This window comes from Pseudomonas medicaginis, from assembly GCF_965119365.1.
GTDB lineage: Bacteria > Pseudomonadota > Gammaproteobacteria > Pseudomonadales > Pseudomonadaceae > Aquipseudomonas.
In genome coordinates, this window is the sequence record NZ_OZ221631.1 from 3,588,950 (window position 1) to 3,612,915 (window position 23,966).

Genomic DNA, 23,966 nt, shown 5'->3' on the forward strand with positions numbered 1-23,966 from the left:
GATTACCACCTCAGGGTGTCGTTTGGCCCTGAGGCTGCTAGGGTTGTTCGATGAACTCGGGCCGGTTTAGCTTGCCGATGACCGAATATGTCGCAGCGCTGCAAGCAGGCACATTGTCGCACTCGTTAAGCTGCGCAACGGATGTGCTCCTGCAAAGTCCACCCGGGGGTGGTTTTTGCAGGTGTCCATGGCATGAAATTACATGGAAAAGGATGTGACCTGCCGGTCCTGTCCAGCTTCACCCACCTGTCGTCCTGTTTCCTCTGCCCGAGAATCAGGAACGGGATGGCCGACAGCCCCTCCGGGGTTGCACGCGACGCTTCAATCAATAACAAGCCCAAGCGGAGTACCACAGATGGCGTTCTTCACCGCAGCCAGCAAAGCCGACTTCCAGCACCAACTGCAAGCGGCACTGGCGCAGCACATCAGTGAACAGGCACTGCCACAAGTGGCGCTGTTCGCTGAACAATTCTTCGGCATCATTTCCCTCGATGAACTCACCCAACGCCGGTTGTCCGACCTCGCCGGCTGCACCCTGTCTGCCTGGCGCCTGCTTGAGCGCTTCGATCACACGCAACCGCAGGTGCGCGTCTACAACCCCGATTACGAACGCCACGGCTGGCAGTCCACCCACACGGCAGTGGAAGTGTTGCACCACGACCTGCCGTTCCTGGTGGACTCGGTCCGCACCGAGCTGAACCGTCGCGGCTACAGCATCCATACCCTGCAAACCACCGTGCTGAGCGTGCGTCGCGGCAGCAAGGGCGAGTTGCTGGAAATCCTGCCAAAAGGCACCCAGGGCGACGACATCCTGCAAGAGTCGTTGATGTACCTGGAGATCGACCGCTGCGCCAACGCCGCCGAACTCAACGTCCTGAGCAAGGAACTCGAGCAAGTGCTGGGCGAAGTGCGCGTGGCCGTGGCCGACTTCGAACCGATGAAAGCCAAGGTCCAGGAAATCCTCGACAGCCTGGACAGCAGCGCCTACGCCATCGACGCTGATGAAAAGAGCGAGATCAAGAGCTTCCTGGAATGGCTGGTGGGTAACCACTTCACTTTCCTGGGCTACGAAGAGTTCGTGGTGCGCGACGAGGCCGACGGTGGCCACATCGAGTACAACCCGGACTCGTTCCTGGGGCTGACCAAATTGCTGCGCGCCGGCCTGACCGCCGAAGACCTGCGCATCGAAGACTACGCCGTCAATTACCTGCGCGAACCGACGCCGCTGTCGTTCGCCAAGGCCGCGCACCCGAGCCGCGTACACCGTCCGGCCTACCCGGACTACGTGTCGATCCGTGAAATCGACGCCAACGGCCAGGTCATCAAGGAATGCCGCTTCATGGGCCTGTACACCTCCTCGGTGTATGGCGAGAGCGTGCGGGTCATCCCGTACATCCGCCGCAAGGTCGCGGAAATCGAGCGTCGCTCGGGCTTCCAGGCCAAGGCGCACCTGGGCAAGGAACTGGCCCAGGTGGTCGAAGTGCTGCCCCGTGACGACCTGTTCCAGACCCCGGTGGACGAGCTGTTCAGCACCGTCATGTCCATCGTGCAGATCCAGGAACGCAACAAGATTCGCGTGTTCTTGCGCAAAGACCCGTATGGCCGTTTCTGCTACTGCCTGGCCTACGTGCCACGTGACATCTATTCCACCGAAGTGCGCCAGAAGATCCAGCAAGTGCTGATGGATCGCCTGAAGGCCTCGGACTGCGAGTTCTGGACCTTCTTCTCCGAGTCCGTACTGGCCCGTGTGCAGTTGATCCTGCGGGTGGACCCGAAGAACCGCATCGACATCGACCCGTTGCTGCTGGAAAAAGAAGTCGTGCAGGCCTGCCGCAGCTGGAAGGACGACTACGCCAGCCTGGTCATCGAGAGCTTCGGCGAAGCCCAGGGCACCAACGTGCTGTCGGACTTCCCGAAGGGCTTCCCGGCCGGCTACCGCGAGCGCTTTGCCGCGCACTCGGCCGTGGTCGACATGCAGCACCTGCTGAGCCTGAACGAAAAGAACCCGCTGGTCATGAGCTTCTACCAGCCGTTGGGCCAGGTCTCTGGCCAGCGCGAGCTGCACTGCAAGCTGTACCACGCCGACACGCCGCTGGCGCTGTCCGACGTGCTGCCGATCCTGGAAAACCTCGGTCTGCGCGTGCTGGGTGAATTCCCGTACCGCCTGCGCCACACCAACGGCCGCGAGTTCTGGATCCATGATTTCGCGTTCACCGCCGCCGAAGGCCTGGACCTGGATATCCAGCAACTCAACGACACCTTGCAGGACGCCTTCGTCCACATCGTGCGTGGCGATGCCGAGAATGATGCGTTCAACCGCCTGGTGCTGACCGCCGGCCTGCCATGGCGCGACGTGGCGCTGCTGCGTGCCTACGCCCGTTACCTGAAGCAGATCCGCCTGGGCTTCGACCTGGGTTATATCGCCAGCACCCTGAACAACCACACCGACATCGCTCGCGAATTGACCCGGTTGTTCAAGACCCGCTTCTACCTGGCGCGCAAACTCAGCGGCGATGACCTGGAAGACAAGCAGCTGCGCCTGGAACAGGCGATCCTCTCGGCCCTGGACGACGTCCAGGTACTCAACGAAGACCGCATCCTGCGTCGCTACCTGGACCTGATCAAGGCCACCCTGCGGACCAACTTCTACCAGACCGACGCCAACGGCCAGAACAAGTCCTACTTCAGCTTCAAGTTCAACCCGCACCTGATCCCGGAACTGCCGAAACCGGTGCCCAAGTTCGAGATCTTCGTCTACTCGCCACGGGTCGAAGGCGTGCACCTGCGCTTCGGCAACGTTGCCCGCGGTGGCCTGCGCTGGTCCGACCGTGAAGAAGACTACCGCACCGAAGTGCTGGGCCTGGTAAAAGCCCAGCAAGTGAAGAACTCGGTGATCGTGCCCGTGGGCGCCAAGGGCGGGTTCCTGCCACGTCGCCTGCCGCTGGGCGGCAGCCGGGACGAGATCGCGGCCGAGGGCATCGCCTGCTACCGCATCTTCATCTCGGGCCTGTTGGACATCACCGACAACCTGAAGGACGGCGCGCTGGTACCGCCGGCCAACGTCGTGCGTCATGACGACGATGACCCGTACCTGGTGGTAGCGGCGGACAAGGGCACTGCGACCTTCTCCGACATCGCCAACGGCATCGCCATCGACTATGGCTTCTGGCTGGGCGATGCGTTCGCCTCCGGCGGTTCGGCTGGCTACGACCACAAGAAAATGGGCATCACCGCCAAGGGCGCGTGGGTCGGCGTGCAGCGCCATTTCCGCGAGCGCGGCATCAATGTCCAGGAAGACAGCATCACCGTGGTGGGCGTTGGCGACATGGCCGGCGACGTGTTCGGCAATGGCTTGTTGATGTCCGACAAGCTGCAATTGGTCGCGGCCTTCAACCACCTGCACATCTTCATCGACCCGAATCCGGAGCCGGCCAGCAGCTTTGCCGAGCGCAAACGCCTGTTCGACCTGCCGCGTTCGGCCTGGACCGACTACGACGCCAGCCTCATGTCCGAAGGCGGAGGTATCTTCTCGCGTAGCGCGAAAAGCATCGCCATCTCGCCACAGATGAAAGAACGCTTCGACATCAAGGCCGACAAGCTGACCCCGACCGAACTGCTCAACGCCTTGCTCAAGGCCCCCGTGGACCTGTTGTGGAACGGCGGTATCGGCACCTACGTCAAGGCCAGCAGCGAAAGCCACGCCGATGTCGGCGACAAGGCCAACGATGCGCTGCGCGTGAACGGCAACGAACTGCGCTGCAAGGTCGTGGGCGAGGGCGGTAACCTGGGCATGACCCAACTGGGTCGCGTCGAGTTCGGCCTCAACGGCGGCGGCTCCAACACCGACTTCATCGACAACGCGGGCGGCGTGGACTGCTCCGACCACGAAGTGAACATCAAGATCCTGCTCAACGAAGTGGTGCAGGCCGGCGACATGACCGACAAGCAACGCAACCAGTTGCTGGCGAGCATGACCGACGAAGTCGGTGGCCTGGTGTTGGGCAACAACTACAAGCAGACCCAGGCCCTGTCCCTGGCGGCACGTCGCGCCTTCGTGCGGATCGCCGAATACAAGCGCCTGATGAACGACCTGGAAGCCCGGGGCAAGCTGGACCGCGCCATCGAGTTCCTGCCGACTGAAGAGCAACTGGCCGAACGTGTCGCGGCGGGCCACGGCCTGACCCGTGCCGAACTCTCGGTGCTGATCTCCTACAGCAAGATCGACCTCAAGGAAGCGCTGCTCAACTCCCTGGTACCGGACGACGACTACCTGACCCGTGACATGGAGACCGCGTTCCCGCCGACGCTGGTGAGCAAGTTCTCCGAGGCCATGCGCCGTCATCGCCTGAAACGCGAGATCGTCAGCACCCAGATCGCCAACGACCTGGTCAACCACATGGGCATCACCTTCGTCCAGCGGTTGAAAGAGTCTACGGGCATGAGCCCGGCGAACGTGGCCGGTGCCTATGTGATCGTGCGGGACATCTTTCACCTTCCACACTGGTTCCGTCAGATCGAAGCCCTGGACCACCAGGTGTCGGCCGACGTGCAACTGGAGTTGATGGACGAGCTGATGCGCCTGGGGCGTCGCGCCACGCGCTGGTTCCTGCGCAGCCGTCGCAACGAGCAGAACGCTGCCCGTGACGTCGCTCACTTCGGTCCGCACCTGGCCGCGTTGGGCCTCAAGCTCGACGAGTTGCTGGAAGGTCCGACCCGCGAAGGCTGGCAGAACCGTTACCAGGCCTACGTGGCCGCCGGCGTACCGGAGTTGCTGGCGCGCATGGTTGCCGGCACCACGCACCTGTACACCTTGCTGCCGATCATCGAGGCGGCCGACGTTACCGGCCAGAACGCCGCCGATGTGGCCAAGGCTTACTTCGCCGTGGGCAGCGCCCTGGACATCACCTGGTACCTGCAACAGATCAGCGCCCTGCCGGTGGAAAACAACTGGCAGGCACTGGCCCGTGAAGCGTTCCGCGATGACATCGACTGGCAGCAACGGGCGATCACTATCTCGGTCTTGCAGGACGGCGACGCGACCCAGGACGTGGAAACCCGCCTGGCGCTGTGGCTCGAACAGCATCGCGAAATGGTCGAGCGCTGGCGCGCCATGCTGGTGGACATCCGTGCCGCCAGCGGCACCGACTACGCCATGTACGCGGTCGCCAACCGCGAACTGCTGGACCTGGCGTTGAGTGGTCAGGCGGTCGTGACGGCCAACTGATCCGGCGTTGAATGAAAAAGCCCCGCATCGAGAGATGCGGGGCTTTTTTTGCTTTCAGGATTCACTGTGGACCCTTGTGGGAGCGAGCTTGCTCGCGATAGCGGTGGGTCAGCGACATTGAACTTGACTGATACACCGCCATCGCGAGCAAGCTCGCTCCCACAGGATGGCTTGTATTGTGATTGTCAGTTTTTCAGCGGTATCAATACCGCTTCATCCTCTCCCATCACCATGAACACCAGCAGTTTCGCCGGTTGGCTCGTGCTGGCGTTTTTCGACACCAGGTGCTCGGAGCCTGCTGCTTCGTACCAGAACTCGCCTGCCTTGTAAGTGACCGCCGGCTCGCCTTTGACCTGGGAGGTAATGGTGCCTTCGAGTACATAGGCCATCGCCGTACCCTCGTGCTTGTGGGCGATGGACGACTGGCCCGGTGCGTAGTCGACGGTGAGCATCATGGCTTTCTTGCCGGGGACATTTTTCAGCATTCGCTCTTGCAACACCTTGACGTTCTCAGGGGCGGCTTCATGGGCGAAGGCCTGGGTAAGGGGCAGCAGGCTGAGGGCGGCGATCAGATAGAGGGTTTTCATGGGGCATGGACCTTGGTGATTTCGAGTGATTTCGCGCCGTCGAGGCGATGGGCTCACCCTAAGCCCTAGGGTGGGGCAAGCAAACGTCCAATCTTTCGGAAGGTGGGTAGACCAATGGGTGAGTACGAATTTACAGCGGGCTGGCCAGTGCAATTAGCTGGCGTGCACCTTTGTGGCGAGGGGATTTATCCCCGTTGGGCTGCGAAGCAGCCCTAAAATTTGCCACACAGGTGTGTCAGGCTAATTGCATCCAGCTTTTTGGGTCTGCTTCGCAGCCCAGCGGGGATAAATCCCCTCACCACAATCTGGCCGGGCGGGAATAAAGCGGCGCGTTTCAGACAATCGGAAAACTGTTGAAGTCCACGCTTCGAGCCAGGCGGTTGTCGATCAGGCTGATGAAGCCTTGCACTTCCGGGCAGTTGAAGTGGGCCTGCATGGCGGCTTCCGACTGCCAGCGGGCGCTGACGTTCCAGCGGTCGCCATTGTCCGGGCAACGGTCGACCAGGTAGGCATCGCAGCCTGGGAGGGCGCGCAGGGTCTCGACGATTTGCTGCAATTGCCGGCCCAGTTCTTCCGAGCGACCGGCGGTGGCCTGCAGCTGTACGGTATTGATCACTTGGCGAGACATTGTTTCAGGCTCCTGAATCATGTCGGACGGGGGTTGCTCACGCTCAATGACACCCGTGCAGGATAGGCCTGGTGGCGCAAGGCTCAAACAGCCAATGGGCGGATAAATGCCCAGTCCAATCTTCAGGCCACCTGCTGCAGGATGTCGCGCAACCGGTCGAGGGCGATGTCTATATCCAGGGTTTCGATAGCGCCGAAGCCGAAGAACAGGCCCGGCCGTACGGGCACATCATTGAAAAAGCCATCGAGGCGGTAGAGCCCGACCTCGGCTTTTTTCGCCAGCTCGATCACCAGCGCCAGGTCCATTGGTACCTTGCACAACACCGCCATATGGAAGCCCGCGGTGGTGGGCACGGCCTCGAACCAGGGTGACAAGTCCCCGGCCATGCGCGCCAGGATCCGCTCGCGGCGCCCGGCATACAGAGTGTGGCAGCGGCGGATGTGCTTGAGCAGGCAGCCTTCGGCGATGAACTTGGCCAGTGCCCACTGGGGCAGCGTGGAGGTGTGCTGGTCGGTGAGACGTTTGGCCAGGATCACCGCTTCAAGAATCGCTGGCGGCAGGATCGCATAGCCGAGCCGCAGCTCCGGCAGCAAGGTCTTGGAGAAGGTGCCGACGTAAGCCACGATCCCGCGCTCGTCCATGCTCTGCAACGAATCGGTGGGTCGGCCTTCGTAGCGGAACTCGCTGTCGTAGTCGTCTTCGATGATGATTGCCCCCAGTTCATAGGCCCGCGCCAGCAAGGCCTCGCGGCGGGCCTGGCTCATGGGCATGCCCAGGGGGAACTGGTGGGAGGGCGTCACATAAATCAACCGCGTACCGTCGGGGATGAGGTCCACCCGCATGCCTTGTTCGTCCACCGGCACCCCGGCCACCGTGGCGCCCTGGGAGCCGAACAGCAAGCGCGCCGGCGGATAACCTGGATCTTCCATGGCCACCAGGCTGCCGGGACGGGTCAACACCCGGGAGATCAGGTCCAGGGCCTGCTGCGCGCCATTGCACACCACGACGTCTTCGTCCTGGCAATTGACCCCGCGGGAAAACGCGATGTGCCGGGCAATGGCATTGCGCAGCGACGGCAGGCCTTCGGGCTGGCTGTAGAAGCCCTTGGCGCTGGCGATCTGGCGCAGTGCGTGGGCGGTGCAGCGCCGCCAATCGTCCAGCGGAAACTGGCCCTTGCCGGTGGCGCCGCCGATGAAGTCGTAACGCAACGCGCCTTCGAGGGTGGGATGGCGCATCAGGTCCGGCATGGTGCGCCAGGCCTCGACAACGTCGGCCCCGGCCAGCTCGCGATGGCTTTGCTTGTGCAGGACTTTGGCCGGCCGCGCATTGACATAGGTGCCTTTGCCGATGATGCCGGTGAGGAAGTTCTCGTAGGTCAGTTGGGCGTAGGTGTCGGAGACGGTCTTGCGCGAGACCCCCAGTTGCTCGGCCAGCAGGCGGCTGGGCGGCAGTTGGGTGCCGGCGGCCAGGCGGCCGCTTTCGATGGCGCTGCGCAATTGTTGGTACAACTGGCCCGACAGGTCCTTGCGGCCGTTGATGACAACATGAAGTTCCATACCCGCAAGCTCCTGGGCGATTGCTGGCGACCAGCCTCAAAGGCGCAAGGTTACCCGCATTGTGCGACTGCATAGAAGTTGCGTGGAGAAAATCCGGCTTATTGGACCTGTCCTTGCACCGCCCCAAGGCCTACCGTGACGTTCTCGAATGCCACGGAGCCCGCCATGAGCCCGCGTCTGGATTACTACACCGCATCCCCCGGGGCGATGCGCGCCATGATCGGCCTGGAAGCCCTGGCCAGTCGCCTGAGTATCGAACCGGCGCTGCTGCACCTGATCAAGATCCGCGCCTCGCAACTCAATGGCTGTGCCTTCTGCACCGACATGCATTCGGTGGAGGCGCGACGCCAGGGCGAGACCGAGCGGCGGCTTTACGCGGTGGCGGTATGGCGCGACAGCGATTTCTTCACGGCTCGCGAACGCGCCGCCCTGGCCTGGGCCGAGGCGGTGACGCTGTTGGCTGAAAGCCAGGTGCCCGATGACGTCTATGCCCAGGCCCGGGCATGCTTCAGTGAAGAAGAACTGGTGGACCTGACCCTGGCAATCAGCACCATTAACAGCTGGAACAGGCTGGCGGTGAGTTTTCGCCAGAGTCCGGGGGGGTGAGTTTTCAGTCGTTTAGCGACTGGCAGGCCGCTATCGCGAGCAAGCTCGCTCCCACATGGGATTGGTCTGAGCGGGAGTTTTGTGTTCTCCCGGATTACTGTGGGAGCGAGCTTGCTCGCGATGAACGATAACGCGGTTTGATGTTGGGCAAAGGTTAATTATTGCCGGGTGTCGGCGGCCGCTGGGGCTTGACCGAAGTGCCGAATGTATTGCCCATGCGCACCCCCGTGGCTGCCGGGGTGGCCAGGCCGATGCTGTTCGGTGCGCGTTCGTTGACCGGCACATTCATGGCGTCCTGGGCTTGTTGCGCCGCCTTTGCGGCCTGGGGGTCGTTGCCCATCTGCCGACTCAGGCAGTTGTAATCGGGGGTCTTGTAACCGCCAACGGTCACCTCGATACAGGCCGGGGCTTCTTCACCTTGGGTCCAGGGCACGGTCATGAACAGCCCGAGGCCTGCCATCATGTTCATCCACTGTTTCATCTCCGACCTCCTGGCCCGCCGCAGCGGACGGTGCGTTGTCAGGGCATCAGTCTAGTGCGGCCTGGAGGATTTGTATTGGTTGTCATACGACATTCATAAACACCCCTCAGGATGACGATTTTCAACGGATACGTCAGTCGTGCAGCAGGGCAGAGCCGGGGGCGGACGCGGACATGGATTGACCAGGGCGCCCTTGGGGTGGCTGATGGTGCTGCTGTGTCTGCTGGCCGGGCCGATCCGGGCGGTTGGCCTGGTGGACCTGGACATCGCGCCCCAGGAACTGACCACGGCGCTGGAGCAATTCAGTCGCGCGACGGGCATGGCGGTGCTGGTGGATCACCAGCTATCGAGCCAGCGCCAGACGCTGGGTGTGCAGGGGCGGTTCACCCCCTCCGAAGGGTTGCGGGTGTTGCTCAGCGGCACCGGGCTGGCGGCGCATTATGCCCGGGCGGATGCGTTCACGTTGCAGCCGGTGCGGGTCCGCGAGGTGCCGCTGCCTGCCGGTGTCACCCCGGGCTTGAGTGACAGCAACTACGCGGCAACCATCCAGACGGTCATCCAGCGCAATTTATGTCGTTCACCGTTGACCCGTCCGGGCAGTTTTCGGGCGGTGCTGCAAATGTGGATCGGCCGGGACGGCGTGGTCCAGCACAGCCGCCTAGTCAGCTCCACGGGCGACCTGATGCGGGACAAGGCCCTGGTCAACAGTTTGCAAAACCTCAGGATCGACCGCCCGGCGCCCAGTTCGTTGCGACAGCCGGTGACCCTGCTTTTGTTACCCGACTCATCAGGAAAAAGCATGGAATGCATGACAGGGGAAGGGGTGTCCGGGCGATGAAAGACGTCGGTCGCAGCCCGTTGGTGAAGTTGTTCCTCACCTCCTATGAGGACTTCAGGGTGCGCCTGCGCAGGCGTCTGGGCTCCGAGGAGCTGGCCAACGACGTGCTGCATGAAACCTACTTGCGGGTCGATCGCATGATCGACACGCCGGACATCGCCCAGCCCAATGCCTATCTGTATCGCATGGCCCTGAACATCGCCGCCGACCGTCGGCAGGCCGATGCGCGCTTGCTCACGGGCGATGAAATCGAGGAATTGCTGCAGGTCTCGGATGAGGCGCAGGACCCGGCGCGGGTGGTCGGTGGGCAGAAGGAGTTGCAGACCTTGCTCAAGGCCTTGTACGAACTGCCGGCGCGCCGTCGCAGGATTTTCATCGCCGCCCGCCTGGAGGAAGCGCCGCACCTGGAAATCTCCCAGCGCTTCGGTATTTCCACCCGCATGGTGGAGAAGGAAATCAAGGCGGCGCTGGGGCATTGCGCCCTGCGCCTGGAAAGAAAAGTCATTCAGCGGTTCGGTCCCGGCGCGGGAAAACCGTCTTGAGAGTAGAGACCCGCCCCTTTCATGAGTGTGTGTGCGCTTGAACATCTTCAGCATCGCGTCCCCTGACGCCACGCCCCAGGCCCGATTGGCCAGCGAGGCCCGAGATTGGCTGATCCTGCTGACCTCGGGGCGCGCCACCGTAGCCGATGCCCGGGCCTTGCGCCTGTGGTGCGGGCAAAGTCCCGAACATGCGCAGGCCTTTGAACAGGCCAAGGTGCTGTGGCATGGGCTGCAACCGGCCGCCGCAGCGTTGCAGGCGCCTCGGCATTTCGGACGTCGGGCGTTGTTGGGTGGCGCCCTCGCGGCATCGGCGGCCTTCCTGCTGATCCGCGCCACGGTGCCCGGCGGTGTTTCCGGGCTGAGGGCCGACTACGTCACTGACGTCGGCGAACAGCGCCGAGTGGAATGGGTCGAGGGCGTCAGCCTGGAGCTCAACACCCAGACCCGTCTCAGCCGCCGTGCGCTGGCCGATGGCGGGCAAGGGTTGGAATTGCTCAGTGGTGAAATTGAAGTTCAGGGGCGCGGTGCCCAAGTGGTCAGCGTCCAGGCCGGCGCCGGCTGGATCAGTGCCGCCCAGGCACGCTTCAACATCCGCTACACCGACCAGAGCGTCTGTGCGACCTGCCTGGAGGGCGTGGTGCAGGTCGAGGTGCAAGGCCAGCGGTTTCGCCTGGAACCGGGCATGCAACTGACTTACGAGCCCCATCGGGTGGGCGCGCCCAAGCGTGCCGATGTGTCGGCCGCCATTGCCTGGCGTGAGCAGGTCCTGGTGTTCAACGACGCGACCCTGGCCAGCGTCATCGATGAAATCAACCGCTACCGTCCCGGCATGTTGCTGCTGCTCAACCGCGAACTGGGCCAGCGCAAGGTCCAGGCACGGTTTCGCCTCGACCAGTTGGCGGGCGTGGCGCTGTTGATCCGCGATGCCTACGGCGCAAAATGCACCGAATTGCCGGGTGGAGTGGTGGTGCTGAGCTGAGGCCGGCGGTGCCAGGCGGGCTCCATCGCGAGCAAGCTCGCTCCCACAAGGGGTCCTGTGTTGTGCCCAAAACTTGAGGTCACCCGGTAACTCTGTGGGAGCGAGCTTGCTCGCGATGGGGCCGGTACATTCGACATCATCCTTGACAGACCCACCGCTATCGCGAGCTAATCCAGCGGCCCCAGCACCTGTCGATAGGTTTCGGCCCCCTGAGGTGTCTGGCGAGTCAGGCTGACTTCGATGCCCGTCGGGTTTTCCTGGCGGTTGCCGCTGAGTTTGCGCCAGCCTTTTTCCGTGTCCCAGTAGCGCAGGCCAGCGTCGCTGACGTCACTGAGCACGGCCACGCCCGGGCCGGGTGCGGGCAGGGGGTAGCGGTTGCGGGCCTGGCCCTGGGCACGGTAAAGCGTGTCGCCCTTGAGCCACCAGCGCACCCGTCGCAGCTCGCCTTCCTGGGCCGCCGCCACGCGGATCACATCCAGGCGAAAGCCCCGACCTTCGGTGCTGCGCACGGTGAGGGCGGGCGGGGTGGTCGAGGGCTGGTCGTCGACGCCGGGTTTGACCGGTTCACTCAGCTCGATGCTGGCGCGCAGGGCCACGTCGCGCTCCAGTTGGTTCAACACCCGCAGCAGCGCTTCGGTCTGCTCGGTACTGGCCTGCAAATGGCTGTCGGCGCGGGTCACGCTGTCCAGCCCGCGCCAGGCGATCAGGCTGACCACTGCCATCAGCAGGATCGCCACCATCACCTCCAGCAAAGTGAAGCCTTTCTCCCGGGCGCTCATTGGAGTTGCACCCGCCCGGCGGCACTGCGTTGCACAGTGAGACTGTTCTGGCCGTCCGACAAATGGATCTGCAAGGGTTCGCCAATCCATTCTGCATTCAACACGACCCGCTGCCTGGGTTCCACGCGCACCTCCATCGACGGACTCTGCCAGCGACGTCGACGCAGCTGCGTGTCGTCCTCGAAGCGATCGAATCCGGTGCCTCGGTCCGCGCGGCGACTGAAGCCAAAGCCCTTGGCATCCCAGCGCCAGGTAATCGGCCGCCCGTCGCTGCGCGCTTCGGTCTGGGCCAGTTGCAACAGCTGCACCAGCCGTTCGCCATCCTGGCGCAGCAACTTCAATGGGTCCGGCTTGATGCTCAGGCTCACGGCGGCACTGGCGATGCCGATGATCACCAGCACCACCATCAATTCGATCAGGGTAAAACCGCGTTGCTTGCCGAGGTTCATGTGCGCTCCTTTGCGTGAGCGTCATCCTGCACGGTGAAGATGATAAGGATGTGAAATAAAACAGAGAGAATTGACGCGTACGCTGCAAGCTGGAATCAAAAACAAGGAGATTCAGGCCATGGCGTTCATCGAGCGTGTGTCCCCGGCGCAAATCGTCCAGGTCGTGGGCTTGTTGGCAGCATTGGCCGGGGTGGCGACCTGGTCTTCGCTGCTGCTCACGTCGGCCGAGTCGCGCACGCCGGACGCCGCCCCGCAGCGCATGGCCGAGCGTTCCGATAACCCGGCGTTGCAATGGTTCTCCAACCAGCCGGCACCGGTGGACATCAAGGTCAGCGGCGTGCTGGTCGGTACCCACGCCGCCGTGGCGATCCTCAGCCTCAACGACGGGCCGCCGCGCAGTTTCCTGATGGGTGAGCGCGTGGCCCAGGGGGTACGGCTGGTGGCGATCGAGGCACAGGCGGTGGTTATCGAACGTGGCAACGAACAGACCCGACTGGTCCTGGCCCGGTTGCCGGATTCGGTGAGTTTGCCGTTCCTGACACGCCCCGAAAATCAGCGCTGAACCTCTGTGGCGAGGGAGCTTGCTCCCGCTCGGTTGCGCAGCAACCGCAAGATTTTGGAGCCGCTTCGCGACCCAACGGGAGCAAGCTCCCTCGCCACAGGGGGGGCTGCCTTTATTTTTCCCGGCTGACCAACGTCTCCAGCCGAGCCAGCGGCGGGGCTTCGCGACTGCGGTCCGACACGCTCAGTTCAACCTGCAGCAGCCGGCCGTTTTCCGCCGGGCGCAGGGTCTGTTCGCAGCGCAGCAGCAAGCGTCCCTGGTCGCACTCGAACACTTTGGAGCCCTGGGCAAAACGGCCTTCCAGGCGCAACTGCGCCAGTTGGCTGCGAGCGGCCAGCAGGGCGATGGATTTGTCCCGCAACAGGCCATTGCTCTGGGTCATCACCGCCGCCACGCGCACGGCGGCCGACATGGCCACGGCGATGATCGCCAGGGCCACCAGCACTTCGATCAGGGTGAAGCCGGCTTGCGGAGCAGGGCGTGGCATGGCGCGGGCTCGGGTGCGAGGGCAGCCTTCAAGCATAGCCGGCGTTCGTGACCGATTGACGACGCAAGCTCCTGAGCAATTTCAATATCACTGACATATTTTCTTGCAACACTGCGCCTCGAATCGAATCCAGCGAAGGACCGTCGAGATGCAGATCGCCCGTTATAACGCCCGTTCCCCAGGCCCTCGCGGGCAGCGAGGTTTCACCCTGATCGAAATCATGGTCGTGGTGGTGATCCTCGGCATCCTGGCGGCGATGGTGGTGCCAAAGGTCCTCGACCGTCCCGACCAGGCGCGGGCAACGGCGGCGAAACAGGACATTGGCGGCCTGATGCAAGCCTTGAAGCTGTATCGCCTGGACCACGGCAGTTACCCGAGCATGAACCAGGGCCTCAAGGTGCTGGTGGAAAAACCGGCCGATGCGAAAAACGGCACCTGGCGTTCCTACCTCGAGCGCCTGCCCAACGACCCATGGGGCCGCCCCTACAACTACCTCAACCCCGGTGCCAACGGCGAAGTCGATATCTTTTCCCTGGGGGCCGACGGCCAGCCTGACGGTGACGGCGTGAATGCCGACATTGGCTCCTGGCAGCTGTAAGGGCCGTGATGCGAACGGATTCGCCCCTCGCGGCGAAGCAGCGCGGCATGGCGGTGATCAGTGCCTTGCTGATCGCCGCGGTCGTGGCGGTCATCGCCGGCGGCATGCTGACCCGCCAGACCCTGTTCACTCGCAGCCTGGAGGCCGAGCAGTTGCGGGTCCAGGGCACGGCGCGGTTGCAGGGCGGCCTGGAACTGAGTCGCCAGTTGCTCTGGGAGGCCCGCCAACGCGATCCACTGACGCGCTTTGGCCAACCCTGGGCGAGACTCATCGTGCTACCGGGTTCAGGCCAGGTCGACACACCGTTCGAAGGCCAGTTGGAAGATGAGCAAGGCAAGTTCAACCTGCGCAACCTCGTCGCCAATGAACGCGTGGACGAGGAGCAAGTGCGCGCCTTCGAACGCCTGTGCCAGCAGTTGGGCGTGGCCGCGACGGTTCGCACGCGTATCGTCGATAGGGTGGTCGAGGCCTATCCGCGCCTGTTGAATCCGCAGCGGGTGGACCAGGCGCCAAAGGCCAATACGTTCAACAGTGGCCGCGAAACGTCGCCCCAGGCCGACGATACGCCACTGGCCCCGACGCGCCCGATGCTGCGCACCTTGCAAGACTTGCGCAGCGTGAAAGGCGTCACCACGCGGTTACTGGACACACTGGCGCCTTACGTGACGATCCTGCCCACCAATACCTGGCTCAATGGCAACACCGCCAGTGCCCCGGTGCTGGCTGCCTACGTGCCAGGGCTGTCGCTGCAACGGGCCGAGGCTCTGGTCAGGGAGCGCGACGGCGGCCACTGGTTTATCAACCGCGGGGATTTCGTCAATCGCCTGCGCATGCCGGAGCTGGAGACCGCCAGCGTCAAGGTCGGCATCACCAGCGACTGGTTCCGCCTGCGGGGCCAGGCACGCAGTGGTCAGCGGCGGGTCGAACTGGAGGCTTTGCTGCAACGCACCGAGGACCGATTGCCCCAGGTGATCTGGTCGAGGGTGGGGGTATGACGCGCTTGCGCATCGCCCTGGCGCCGCTGGAGAGCCTGGACCTCGACAGCCCGCTGGCGTTTGCCTGGCTGGATCGCCAGGGCCAGGTCCGCGAGCAAGGTCGCAGCAGCCTTCGGGCGTTGGGCCAGGGGGGTAAAAACCTTTCGGTGGAATGTTTTCTTCATCCCCGCGACAGTGTGTTGACCCGTCTGGAGTTGCCGCTGTTGCCGGCGGCCAAGATCACCGCAGCGGTGACCTGCGCGGCCCAGGCCCTGATGCTCGGAGCCAGCGAACACATGCAGGTGGCCCATAGCCCGCGTGACATGGACGGGCAGGTGCAGATCGCCTGGCTGGACCGTGAATCCCTCGCCTATCTGGGGCGGCTAGTGCACCAGGCCGGCATGAAATTGCGTGGCCTCTACCCGGCGGCCTACGCCTTGCCGGTGCTGTCGGGGCCGGTGGCCTGCATCGAGGACGACCATCTGCTGGTGCGCCATGGCCTGCAGCACGCGGTGGTGCAACCGTTGCAGGAGGAGGCGCTGGACGAGTGGCTGCTGGAGACGGGGCCTGGGCTGTACTGGATCGGCGACGCGCCGCCACAAGCTTCCCTCGACACCTTGGCTGAAAGCCAACGCTGGGCTGGCCCCGCACCGGGCTGGGGATTGCATGTCGGTCTTGCACGCAACGCCGTCGAGCGCGGTGGTTGGGGCCGGGCGGTGGCGATCTGCGCGACCGCGCTGGCGGTGTGGGTGGTCGGGTTGAACCTCTATGCCGCCCGCGAAGCCGCCCAGGGCCAACGGCTCAAGGCGCAGATGAGCCAGCGGGTGAAACAGGCGTTTCCCGAGTTGCCAGTGATCCTCAACCCATTGCAACAGGCACGCCAGCAAATCGCTGCGCGCCAGAGCGGTGCGGCGACCGACCCGGCCCAGCGCTTTGCCAGCCTGGTGCAGCAGGCGGGCAGCGCCATGCCGTTCATGAGCGGTAACGTCCAGGCGCTGGTGTTCGAGAACGGTGAGTTGCGCCTGACGGTCGTGGCCGAGGCGCAGAAAACCGCCGCCGAAGAGGATTGGAAAATCCCCCTGGCCCAGGCTGGCATCGATGTCGCCGCCATCGACCAGGGCTGGCGCCTGCGGGTGGCTCCGGCTGGCCAAGGTACGCAGGACGCCGACGAAACCCCGGACGCCGACGATGAATAAGCATTCCCTGGCACTGACGCGGGTCCGTTGGCAAATCTTTCGCACGCGTTTGCGCACGTTCTGGCAGGGCCTTGCCGTGCGCGAACGAGCCGCCGTGGCCCTGGCCGCGCTGGTGTTGGGCGGCTGTCTGGTCTGGCTCGCGTTGATCCAGCCACCGCTCAAGACCATCGCCTACTGGCAAGCCGAAACCCCGAAACTGCGATCACAGACCGAGGCCCTCGAAGTGCTGCTGCGTGACATCGCCGGGCCGGCCCAAGGCCTGCCCCTTGAAGCCGCCTTGCGCCAGAGCCTGGACGCCAGCGGCTTGAGCCAGCACTACCAATTGCAAGCGCCCGGCACCGAGCGCCCCGGCGCCTGGCAGCTCACGTTCGACCAGGCCCCGGCGGAGGCGGTCATCAGCTGGCTGCTGGGCAACCCACGGCAATTCTCCCTGGAGGTGATCGAAGCCCGTTTGCAGCGCACCGCCCTTGCCAATCCCGATAACCACGACAACCTCGATAACAGAGCCGGCACACTGTCCGGAACCGTTCGCATGGATCAGGCGCAAAGCGCTAAGGAAGCTTCATGAAAGGGGCCCGATACCCACGTCATTGGCGCAAGGCCGCGCCGCTGTTGTTGCTGGCGTTGAGTGCGTGCAACAGCACGCCGCCCGCGTCGCAGCCACCGTTGCTGGTGGACAGCGAGCTGGGTATTCCGTTGGGGAGTACCCAACGCAGCGGCGATGCATTGCTCGATCGCCAGCGGGCCCAGGACCTGCGTGAACGCAAGCCCGCGGTGCGACATCAGGTCGATCTCACCGCCCGTGCCCGAGAGCCCCGCGGCAATGTGCCAGCGCGCACGCCCCTGGGGGATCAACCGGTGACGCTGAATTTCGTCGAGGCGGATATCCAGGCGGTGGTGCGGGCTTTGTCCCGTTCCACCGGCCAACAGTTCCTGATGGATCCGCGGGTCAAGGGTAACCTGACGCTGGTTTCCGAAGGCCAGGTCCCGGCCTACCAGGCCTACGACATGCTGCTGGCCGCGCTGCGCATGCAAGGCTTCAGCGTGGTAGACGTAGGCGGCGTGGCCCAAGTGGTGCCGGAGGCCGATGCCAAGCTGCTGGGGGGACCGATCTACAGCGCCGACAAACCGGCCGGCAACGGCATGCTGACGCGCACCTTCCGCCTGCAATACGAAAACGCGGTGAACCTGATCCCGGTGTTGCGCCCGATCGTGTCGCCGAACAACCCGATCAATGCCTACCCGGGCAACAACACCATTGTCGTCACCGATTACGCCGAAAACCTGTCGCGGGTAGCGCAGCTCATCGAAGGCATCGACACCCCGAGTGCCATCGACACTGATGTGGTGCCGATCCACAACGGCATCGCCGTCGACATCGCGCAAATGGTCTCTGACCTGCTGGAAACCCAGGGCGGCGACCAGACCCAGAAGATCAATGTGATCGGCGATCCGCGTTCCAATTCCATCATCATCCGTGCCGGCAGCCCCGAGCGCACGGAGCTGGCGCGCAACCTGATCTACAAGCTCGACAACGCTCAGAACAACCCGAGCAACCTGCATGTGGTGTACCTGCGCAATGCCCAGGCCGGCAAGTTGGCCCAGGCCCTGCGCGGCTTGCTCACCGGAGAAAGCGAAGGCGAGGGCAACGACAACGCGCGCTCGGTGCTCAGCGGCATGGGCGCCAGCACCAATGGTCAGAGTGGGCAGGGCAACACCGGCGATGGCACCAGCAGCACCAGCGCCAGTGCGTCGACCAGTGCCGACGGCTACGCCCAGGGTAGCAACGGCGCAACCTCCGCTTCGACGAAAAACGAACAGAACACCGCGTTCAGCGCCGGCGGTGTCACCATCCAGGCCGACGCCACCACCAACACCTTGCTGATCTCTGCGCCGGACCCGCTGTACCGCAACCTGCGGGAAGTCATCGACCTGCTGGACCAGCGTCGCGCCCAAGTGGTGATCGAGAGCCTGATCGTCGAAGTCGGCGAGGACGACGCCAGCGAATTCGGCGTGCAATGGCAGACCGGCAACCTCGGCGGCAGCGGAGTGATCGGCGGGGTCAACCTCGGCGGCACCGGGCTCAACCTCAATGGCAAGACCAGCATCGATGTCTTGCCCCAGGGCCTCAACCTCGGCGTGGTCAACGGCACCGTGGACATTCCCGGCATCGGCAAGATCCTCGACCTCAAGGTCCTGGCCCGGGCCTTGAAGAGCAAGGGCGGCACCAATGTGCTGTCGACGCCGAACCTGCTGACCCTGGACAACGAAGCGGCGAGCATTTTCGTCGGCCAGACCATTCCCTTCGTCAGCGGCAGCTACGTCACGGGCGGGGGCGGCACCAGCAACAACCCGTTCCAGACCGTGACCCGCGAGGAGGTGGGTTTGAAGCTCAATGTCCGGCCGCAGATTTCCGAAGGCGGGACGGTCAAGCTCGACATTTATCAGGAGGTCAGCAGCGTCGATAATCGCGCTTCGAGCACCACGGGTATCGTCACCAACAAGCGCGCCATCGACACCAGCATCCTGCTCGACGACGGGCAGATCATGGTCCTTGGCGGGCTGCTGCAGGATGGCTACAGCCAGAGCAACGACGCGGTACCGTGGCTGTCGACGATTCCCGGGATCGGCGCGCTGTTTCGCAACGAGCGGCGGCAGATCACCAAGACCAACCTGATGGTGTTTTTGCGGCCCTACATCATCCGCGACACGGCGGCGGGACGCGGCATTACCCTCAACCGCTACGACTTCATGCGCCGCGCCCAGGGCCTGTTGCAACCGGATCGTAGCTGGGCGATGCCGGACATGCAGGCCCCGCAGCTGCCGGCCTCGGCGAGGGCGATCCCGGGGGCTGCGCCTGTCGGGCCGCAGATGCCCAGGGCGGTGATCAAGGCGGTGCCGGTCGAAGGAGGCACTCGCTGATGAACATCAGCGGCATGCACAAAGCTGAGGCTAGCCCAAGACACTGTGGGAGCGAGCTTGCTCGCGATGACGGCCGTTCACTCAACCTCATTGCAACTGTCCCGCCGCTATCGCGAGCAAGCTCGCTCCCACAGGGGGGATGTGTGTTTCTTGGGGCCGAGGTGTCGGCATGAACACCCTCCCATACGCCTGGGCCAAGGCCCAGCGCCTGGTGTTGCGCCAGTCCGAAGAGGGGGCGGTGCTGATGGTGTGTCCGTCCACGCCGGGCTGGTCCATCAGTGAGGTACGCCGTCAGTTCGGCGAGGTGCGGCTGGAGCGGGTGCGCGACGAGGAGCTCGACGGGCTGCTCAACAGTGCCTATGCCGACACCGGCAGTGCTGCCGCGGTGGTGGGCGCGGCGGAGAACGAAGTCGACCTCGACCGGCTGATGCAGGACATCCCCGAGATCACCGACCTGCTGGACACCCAGGACGGCGCGCCGGTGATCCGCATGATCAATGCCTTGCTGACCCAGGCCGCACGGGATGAGGCCAGCGACATCCACATCGAACCCTACGAGAGCCATTCAGTAGTGCGCTATCGCGTCGACGGCACCCTGCGCGATGTGGTTTCGCCGCGCAAGGCCCTGCACGGTGCGCTGGTGTCGCGGATCAAGATCATGGCCCAGCTCGACATCGCCGAAAAACGCCTGCCCCAGGACGGCCGCATCGCCTTGCGCGTCGCCGGTCGACCGATCGATATCCGCGTCTCGACGGTGCCCACCGGCCATGGCGAACGGGTGGTGATGCGGTTGCTGGACAAGCAGGCCGGTCGCCTGCAGCTGGAAACGTTGGGGATGGACCCGGATGTGCTGGGCAAGCTCGATCACCTGATTCGCCAGCCCCATGGCATCGTCCTGGTCACCGGCCCCACGGGCAGCGGCAAGACCACCAGCCTTTACGCCGCCCTGGCCCGGCTGGACGCCAGCGTTCATAACATTCTCACGGTGGAGGACCCGGTGGAATACGACCTGCCGGGCATCAGCCAGATCCAGGTCAACGCCAAGATCGACATGACCTTCGCCCTGGCGTTGCGGGCGATCCTGCGCCAGGACCCGGACATCATCATGATCGGCGAAATCCGCGACCTGGAAACCGCGCAAATCGCCGTGCAAGCCTCCCTCACCGGTCACCTGGTGTTGGCGACACTGCACACCAACGACGCGGTGTCGGCCATCAACCGCCTGATCGACATGGGCGTCGAGCCGTTCCTGCTCGCCTCGTCGATGCTCGGCGTGTTGGCCCAGCGACTGGTGCGCAGGCTCTGCCCGCAGTGCAAGCAGCCGGATCCGGCCACGCCCGGCACCTGGCGCCCGGTGGGTTGCCCGAGCTGCAACCAGACCGGGTACAGCGGGCGCACCGGGATCCATGAGCTGTTCTGCATCGACGATGACATTCGCACGCTGATCCACCAGGGGGCAGGGGAGCAGGCACTGCGCGCCGCCGCTCGCCAGGCCGGCATGTTCAGCATGCGCGAGGACGGCGAGCGCTGGGTGCGCAGTGGCATCACGGCCCCTGAAGAAATCCTGCGCGTGACACGGGACGCCTGATGAATCGCTACCGCTTCGAGGCCGCCGACGCCCAGGGCAAGATCGAATCCGGACACTTGGAAGCCGACAGCCAGGGGGCGGCCTTCAACCTGTTGCGCAGCCGCGGCTTGACGGCGCTGCAGGTGCAGGTCGAACGTACTACGTCCGAGGCCAAGGGCAGCGGGTTGTTCAGCGCCAAGCTCTCGGACAATGACCTGGCCTGGGCCACCCGCCAACTGGCGAGCCTGCTGGGCGCGAGCCTGCCGTTGGAAGCCGCGTTGAGTGCCACGGTGGAACAGGCCGAGCGCAAGCACATCGCCCAGACCTTGAGCGCGGTGCGCGCCGATGTGCGCAGCGGCATGCGCCTGGCCGAAGCCCTGGCGGCACGCCCCCGGGATTTTCCGGAAATCTATCGGGCGTTGATTGCCGCCGGTGAAGAGTCCGGCGACCTGGCCCAGGTGATGGATCGATTGGCGGACTACATCGAAGAGCGTAACAACCTGCGGGGCAAGATCCTCACGGCGTTCATCTATCCCGGGGTGGTGGGGCTGGTGTCGGTCGCCATCGTGATTTTCCTGCTCAGCTACGTGGTGCCCCAGGTGGTCAGTGCATTTTCCCAGGCCCGCCAGGACCTGCCCGCGCTGACCGTGGCGATGCTCACCGCCAGCGATTTCATTCGTGCCTGGGGCTGGTTGTGTTTTGGCGCGCTGGCCGGTGCGTTCTGGAGTTGGCGCATGTACTTGCGCAAACCGGCGGCGCGGTTGAGCTGGCACGCGCGGGTGTTGCGCCTGCCGCTGATCGGGCGTTTCGTACTGGGCCTCAACACCGCGCGTTTTGCCTCGACCCTGGCGATTCTCGGCGGCGCCGGGGTGCCGTTGCTGCGGGCGCTCGAAGCCGCACGTCAGACGCTGTCCAACGACCGCCTGAGCCAGAGCGTCAGCGAGGCCACGGCCAAGGTCCGCGAAGGGGTCAACCTGGCGGCGGCGCTGCGGGTGGAAAAGGTCTTCCCGCCGGTGCTGATCCACCTGATCGCCAGCGGCGAGAAAACCGGCTGCCTGCCACCGATGCTCGAACGCGCCGCGCAAACCCTGTCCCGAGACATCGAACGCCGCGCCATGGGCATGACTGCGCTGCTGGAGCCGTTGATGATCGTGGTCATGGGCGGCGTGGTGCTGGTGATCGTCATGGCGGTGCTGTTGCCGATCATCGAGATCAATCAGTTGGTGCAATAAACCGTCCTCTATTGGTTGACACAACTCTCGTGGCAAACACAGGTCCTGTGGCGAGGGGATTCATCCCCGCTGGGCTGCGCAGCAGCCCCATGCCAGCCCAGTCAATTCGTCTGACACACCGAGGCGGCAGTTGTGAGGGGCGCTTCGCGCCCCAGCGGGGATAAATCCCCTCGCCACAAAAGCATACCGAGCAAAATAAATATTGACGCCGTCAACACCTCCCGAGCCTCGCCATCGCCAAACTCGGGTTCCTCGTTCTGTCATCTTCCGCCGCCCGGCAACCATCCACCGCCATCTTCGCGACCAGCCCTTGCCGTCGCCCTGAAAAAACCGCCTGAACCCACGGCGCAGAGCCCTCGAACACCCGAGGAAAAAACTCGAAAAACAGCCCTCGGCTCCCGAGGTTTTTTCCTTTATCTGTCACCGGAAGCTGCGAATTTCTAACCCATGGCCTCACCCCATCGCCATCGGCACAGGACCGAGCGCCATGACGGCAAGCACGCGTCACCCAACCTACGTACGAACACGATGAAAGGAGATTCTTCATGTTTAAGCGCAACGTTCTCGCGGTATCCCTGACCCTCGCCGGCCTCTGCGCCGCTCAGGCCGCCATGGCTGATGTCAACGGCGGTGGTGCTACCTTGCCTCAGCCTCTGTACCAGACTTCCGGCGTCCTGACTGCCGGTTTCGCCCCTTACATCGGCGTGGGCAGCGGTGCCGGCAAGTCGGCTTTCCTGACCAACGACTACACTAAGTTCGTGCCTGGCGACACCAGCGGCAAGAAAGTGCACTGGGCCGGTAGCGACTCCAAGCTCAGCGCCACCGAACTGAGCACCTACGTCAGCGCCCACGGTGCTGCCTGGGGTCCATTGATCCAGGTGCCTTCGGTCGCCACCTCGGTTGCCATCCCGTTCAACAAGACCGGCACTGCCAACGTCAACCTGAGCGTCAACCAGCTGTGCGGTGTGTTCTCCGGTCGTTTGACTGACTGGAGCCAGATCACCGGTTCGGGCCGTACCGGTGCGATCACCGTGGTCTACCGCGCAGAAAGCAGCGGCACCACCGAGCTGTTCACTCGCTTCCTGAACGCCAAGTGCGCTGAAACCGGCACCTTCGCCATCACCACCAACTTCGCTTCCAGTTACAGCGGCGGCCTGCCAGCCGGCGCCGTTTCCGCCACTGGCAGCCAGGCTGTGATGACTGCAGTGAACGCCGCCCAAGGCCGTATCACCTACATGAGCCCGGACTACGCCGCTACCACCCTGGCCGGTCTGGACGACGCCACCAAGGTCGCTCGCGTTGCCGGTGTTTCCCCAGCCCCAGCCAACGTTTCGACTGCCATCGCCGCGGTTGCGGTACCGGCAGTAGCCAACCGTTCCAACCCGAACGCCTGGGTACCGGTGTTCGCCGCTACCACCAACCCAAGCGACCCTAGCGTCGTAGCCTACCCATCCACCGGCTACCCGATCCTGGGCTTCACCAACGTGATCTTCAGCCAGTGCTACGCCGATGCGACCCAGACCACCCAGGTGCGCAACTTCTTCAGCCGCCACTACGGTTCGTTGACCAACAACGACTCGGCCATCACCGCCAACCGTTTCGTGCCGCTGCCTTCGGCTTGGAAAACCGCCATTCGTGATTCCTTCGTCACGGCTTCCAGCGGTCTGAGCATCGGCAACACCAGCGTCTGCAACGCCATCGGTCGTCCGTTGTAAGCCCACGCTTGAACGACTCGCAACACCCCGTCAGCAACGGTGAA

21 protein-coding genes are annotated in these 23,966 nt (G+C 64.0%); 14 read left to right on the plus strand and 7 right to left on the minus strand.

Features of this window, described 5'->3' with window-relative positions; all coding sequences use genetic code 11:
* Positions 1-355 precede the first annotated feature (355 nt).
* Positions 356-5,224, plus strand: a complete 4,869-nt coding sequence (locus ACMTA2_RS15785; RefSeq protein WP_413790721.1) for an NAD-glutamate dehydrogenase — start codon at positions 356-358, stop codon at positions 5,222-5,224.
* A gap of 185 nt (positions 5,225-5,409) precedes the next feature.
* Here ACMTA2_RS15785 and ACMTA2_RS15790 read toward each other — a convergent pair whose 3' ends face one another.
* The 3 genes from ACMTA2_RS15790 to pdxR all read right to left on the minus strand — a co-directional run bounded on the left by ACMTA2_RS15790 (position 5,410) and on the right by pdxR (position 7,995).
* Positions 5,410-5,811, minus strand: coding sequence for a cupin domain-containing protein (locus ACMTA2_RS15790; RefSeq protein WP_413790722.1), 402 nt, complete (start codon positions 5,809-5,811; stop codon positions 5,410-5,412).
* 334 nt (positions 5,812-6,145) lie between these two features.
* Positions 6,146-6,439: an antibiotic biosynthesis monooxygenase family protein gene (locus tag ACMTA2_RS15795; protein WP_413790723.1), complete on the minus strand. Its 294-nt coding sequence runs from the start codon at positions 6,437-6,439 to the stop codon at positions 6,146-6,148.
* 122 nt (positions 6,440-6,561) lie between these two features.
* On the minus strand, positions 6,562-7,995 hold the full coding sequence (pdxR, locus tag ACMTA2_RS15800) for a MocR-like pyridoxine biosynthesis transcription factor PdxR (RefSeq protein WP_413790724.1): 1,434 nt from the start codon (positions 7,993-7,995) through the stop codon (positions 6,562-6,564).
* Positions 7,996-8,160: 165 nt separating this feature from the next.
* On the opposite strand from pdxR, the gene ACMTA2_RS15805 reads away from it, so the two are divergent.
* Positions 8,161-8,601, plus strand: a complete 441-nt coding sequence (locus ACMTA2_RS15805; RefSeq protein WP_413790725.1) for a carboxymuconolactone decarboxylase family protein — start codon at positions 8,161-8,163, stop codon at positions 8,599-8,601.
* Positions 8,602-8,755: 154 nt separating this feature from the next.
* Here ACMTA2_RS15805 and ACMTA2_RS15810 read toward each other — a convergent pair whose 3' ends face one another.
* Entirely contained in the window at positions 8,756-9,061 is a 306-nt protein-coding gene (locus ACMTA2_RS15810) for a hypothetical protein (RefSeq protein WP_413795663.1), read from the minus strand.
* A gap of 226 nt (positions 9,062-9,287) precedes the next feature.
* On the opposite strand from ACMTA2_RS15810, the gene ACMTA2_RS15815 reads away from it, so the two are divergent.
* From ACMTA2_RS15815 to ACMTA2_RS15825, 3 genes are read left to right on the plus strand one after another with little or no spacing between them, the layout of a single operon-like run.
* Entirely contained in the window at positions 9,288-9,920 is a 633-nt protein-coding gene (locus ACMTA2_RS15815) for a secretin and TonB N-terminal domain-containing protein (RefSeq protein ID WP_413790726.1), read from the plus strand.
* Complete coding sequence (locus tag ACMTA2_RS15820; protein ID WP_413790727.1) at positions 9,917-10,462, plus strand: sigma-70 family RNA polymerase sigma factor; 546 nt, start codon at positions 9,917-9,919, stop codon at positions 10,460-10,462. The genes ACMTA2_RS15815 and ACMTA2_RS15820 overlap by 4 nt, the downstream gene beginning before the upstream one ends.
* Positions 10,463-10,499: 37 nt before the next feature.
* Complete coding sequence (locus tag ACMTA2_RS15825) at positions 10,500-11,441, plus strand: FecR family protein (RefSeq protein ID WP_413795664.1); 942 nt, start codon at positions 10,500-10,502, stop codon at positions 11,439-11,441.
* A 167-nt stretch (positions 11,442-11,608) separates the two neighbouring features.
* Here ACMTA2_RS15825 and ACMTA2_RS15830 read toward each other — a convergent pair whose 3' ends face one another.
* A complete protein-coding gene (locus ACMTA2_RS15830) occupies positions 11,609-12,220 on the minus strand; it encodes a PulJ/GspJ family protein (RefSeq protein WP_413790728.1) in 612 nt (203 codons plus the stop codon).
* A complete protein-coding gene (gene gspH, locus ACMTA2_RS15835; protein WP_413790729.1) occupies positions 12,217-12,669 on the minus strand; it encodes a type II secretion system minor pseudopilin GspH in 453 nt (150 codons plus the stop codon). Before gspH ends, ACMTA2_RS15830 begins: the two co-directional genes overlap by 4 nt.
* 118 nt (positions 12,670-12,787) lie before the next feature.
* Between gspH and ACMTA2_RS15840 the strand changes: the two genes are divergently transcribed.
* The gene (locus ACMTA2_RS15840; protein ID WP_413790730.1) at positions 12,788-13,231 is read left to right on the plus strand and encodes a type II secretion system protein N; all 444 of its coding nucleotides are present in this window, start codon (positions 12,788-12,790) and stop codon (positions 13,229-13,231) included.
* Positions 13,232-13,343: 112 nt separating this feature from the next.
* On the opposite strand, the gene gspI is transcribed toward ACMTA2_RS15840, so the two are convergent.
* A complete protein-coding gene (gene gspI, locus ACMTA2_RS15845; protein WP_413790731.1) occupies positions 13,344-13,718 on the minus strand; it encodes a type II secretion system minor pseudopilin GspI in 375 nt (124 codons plus the stop codon).
* A 148-nt stretch (positions 13,719-13,866) separates the two neighbouring features.
* Here gspI and gspG point away from each other — a divergent pair, with 148 nt between their 5' ends.
* The 8 genes from gspG to ACMTA2_RS15885 all read left to right on the plus strand — a co-directional run bounded on the left by gspG (position 13,867) and on the right by ACMTA2_RS15885 (position 23,922).
* Complete coding sequence (gene gspG / locus ACMTA2_RS15850) at positions 13,867-14,316, plus strand: type II secretion system major pseudopilin GspG (protein WP_413790732.1); 450 nt, start codon at positions 13,867-13,869, stop codon at positions 14,314-14,316.
* Between the two features lie 8 nt (positions 14,317-14,324).
* Positions 14,325-15,311, plus strand: a complete 987-nt coding sequence (gene gspK, locus ACMTA2_RS15855; protein ID WP_413790733.1) for a type II secretion system minor pseudopilin GspK — start codon at positions 14,325-14,327, stop codon at positions 15,309-15,311.
* Positions 15,308-16,486: a type II secretion system protein GspL gene (gspL, locus tag ACMTA2_RS15860; RefSeq protein WP_413790734.1), complete on the plus strand. Its 1,179-nt coding sequence runs from the start codon at positions 15,308-15,310 to the stop codon at positions 16,484-16,486. Before gspK ends, gspL begins: the two co-directional genes overlap by 4 nt.
* Complete coding sequence (locus ACMTA2_RS15865; RefSeq protein WP_413790735.1) at positions 16,479-17,054, plus strand: type II secretion system protein M; 576 nt, start codon at positions 16,479-16,481, stop codon at positions 17,052-17,054. Before gspL ends, ACMTA2_RS15865 begins: the two co-directional genes overlap by 8 nt.
* Positions 17,051-19,408 carry a type II secretion system secretin GspD gene (gene gspD / locus ACMTA2_RS15870; protein WP_413790736.1) on the plus strand — a complete coding sequence of 786 codons (2,358 nt, stop codon included), beginning with the start codon at positions 17,051-17,053 and terminating at the stop codon, positions 19,406-19,408. The genes ACMTA2_RS15865 and gspD overlap by 4 nt, the downstream gene beginning before the upstream one ends.
* Positions 19,409-19,577: 169 nt before the next feature.
* Positions 19,578-20,996: a type II secretion system ATPase GspE gene (gspE, locus tag ACMTA2_RS15875; protein WP_413790737.1), complete on the plus strand. Its 1,419-nt coding sequence runs from the start codon at positions 19,578-19,580 to the stop codon at positions 20,994-20,996.
* Complete coding sequence (gspF, locus tag ACMTA2_RS15880; protein ID WP_413790738.1) at positions 20,996-22,207, plus strand: type II secretion system inner membrane protein GspF; 1,212 nt, start codon at positions 20,996-20,998, stop codon at positions 22,205-22,207. Before gspE ends, gspF begins: the two co-directional genes overlap by 1 nt.
* 545 nt (positions 22,208-22,752) lie before the next feature.
* Positions 22,753-23,922: a substrate-binding domain-containing protein gene (locus ACMTA2_RS15885; protein WP_413790739.1), complete on the plus strand. Its 1,170-nt coding sequence runs from the start codon at positions 22,753-22,755 to the stop codon at positions 23,920-23,922.
* Positions 23,923-23,966 lie beyond the last annotated feature (44 nt).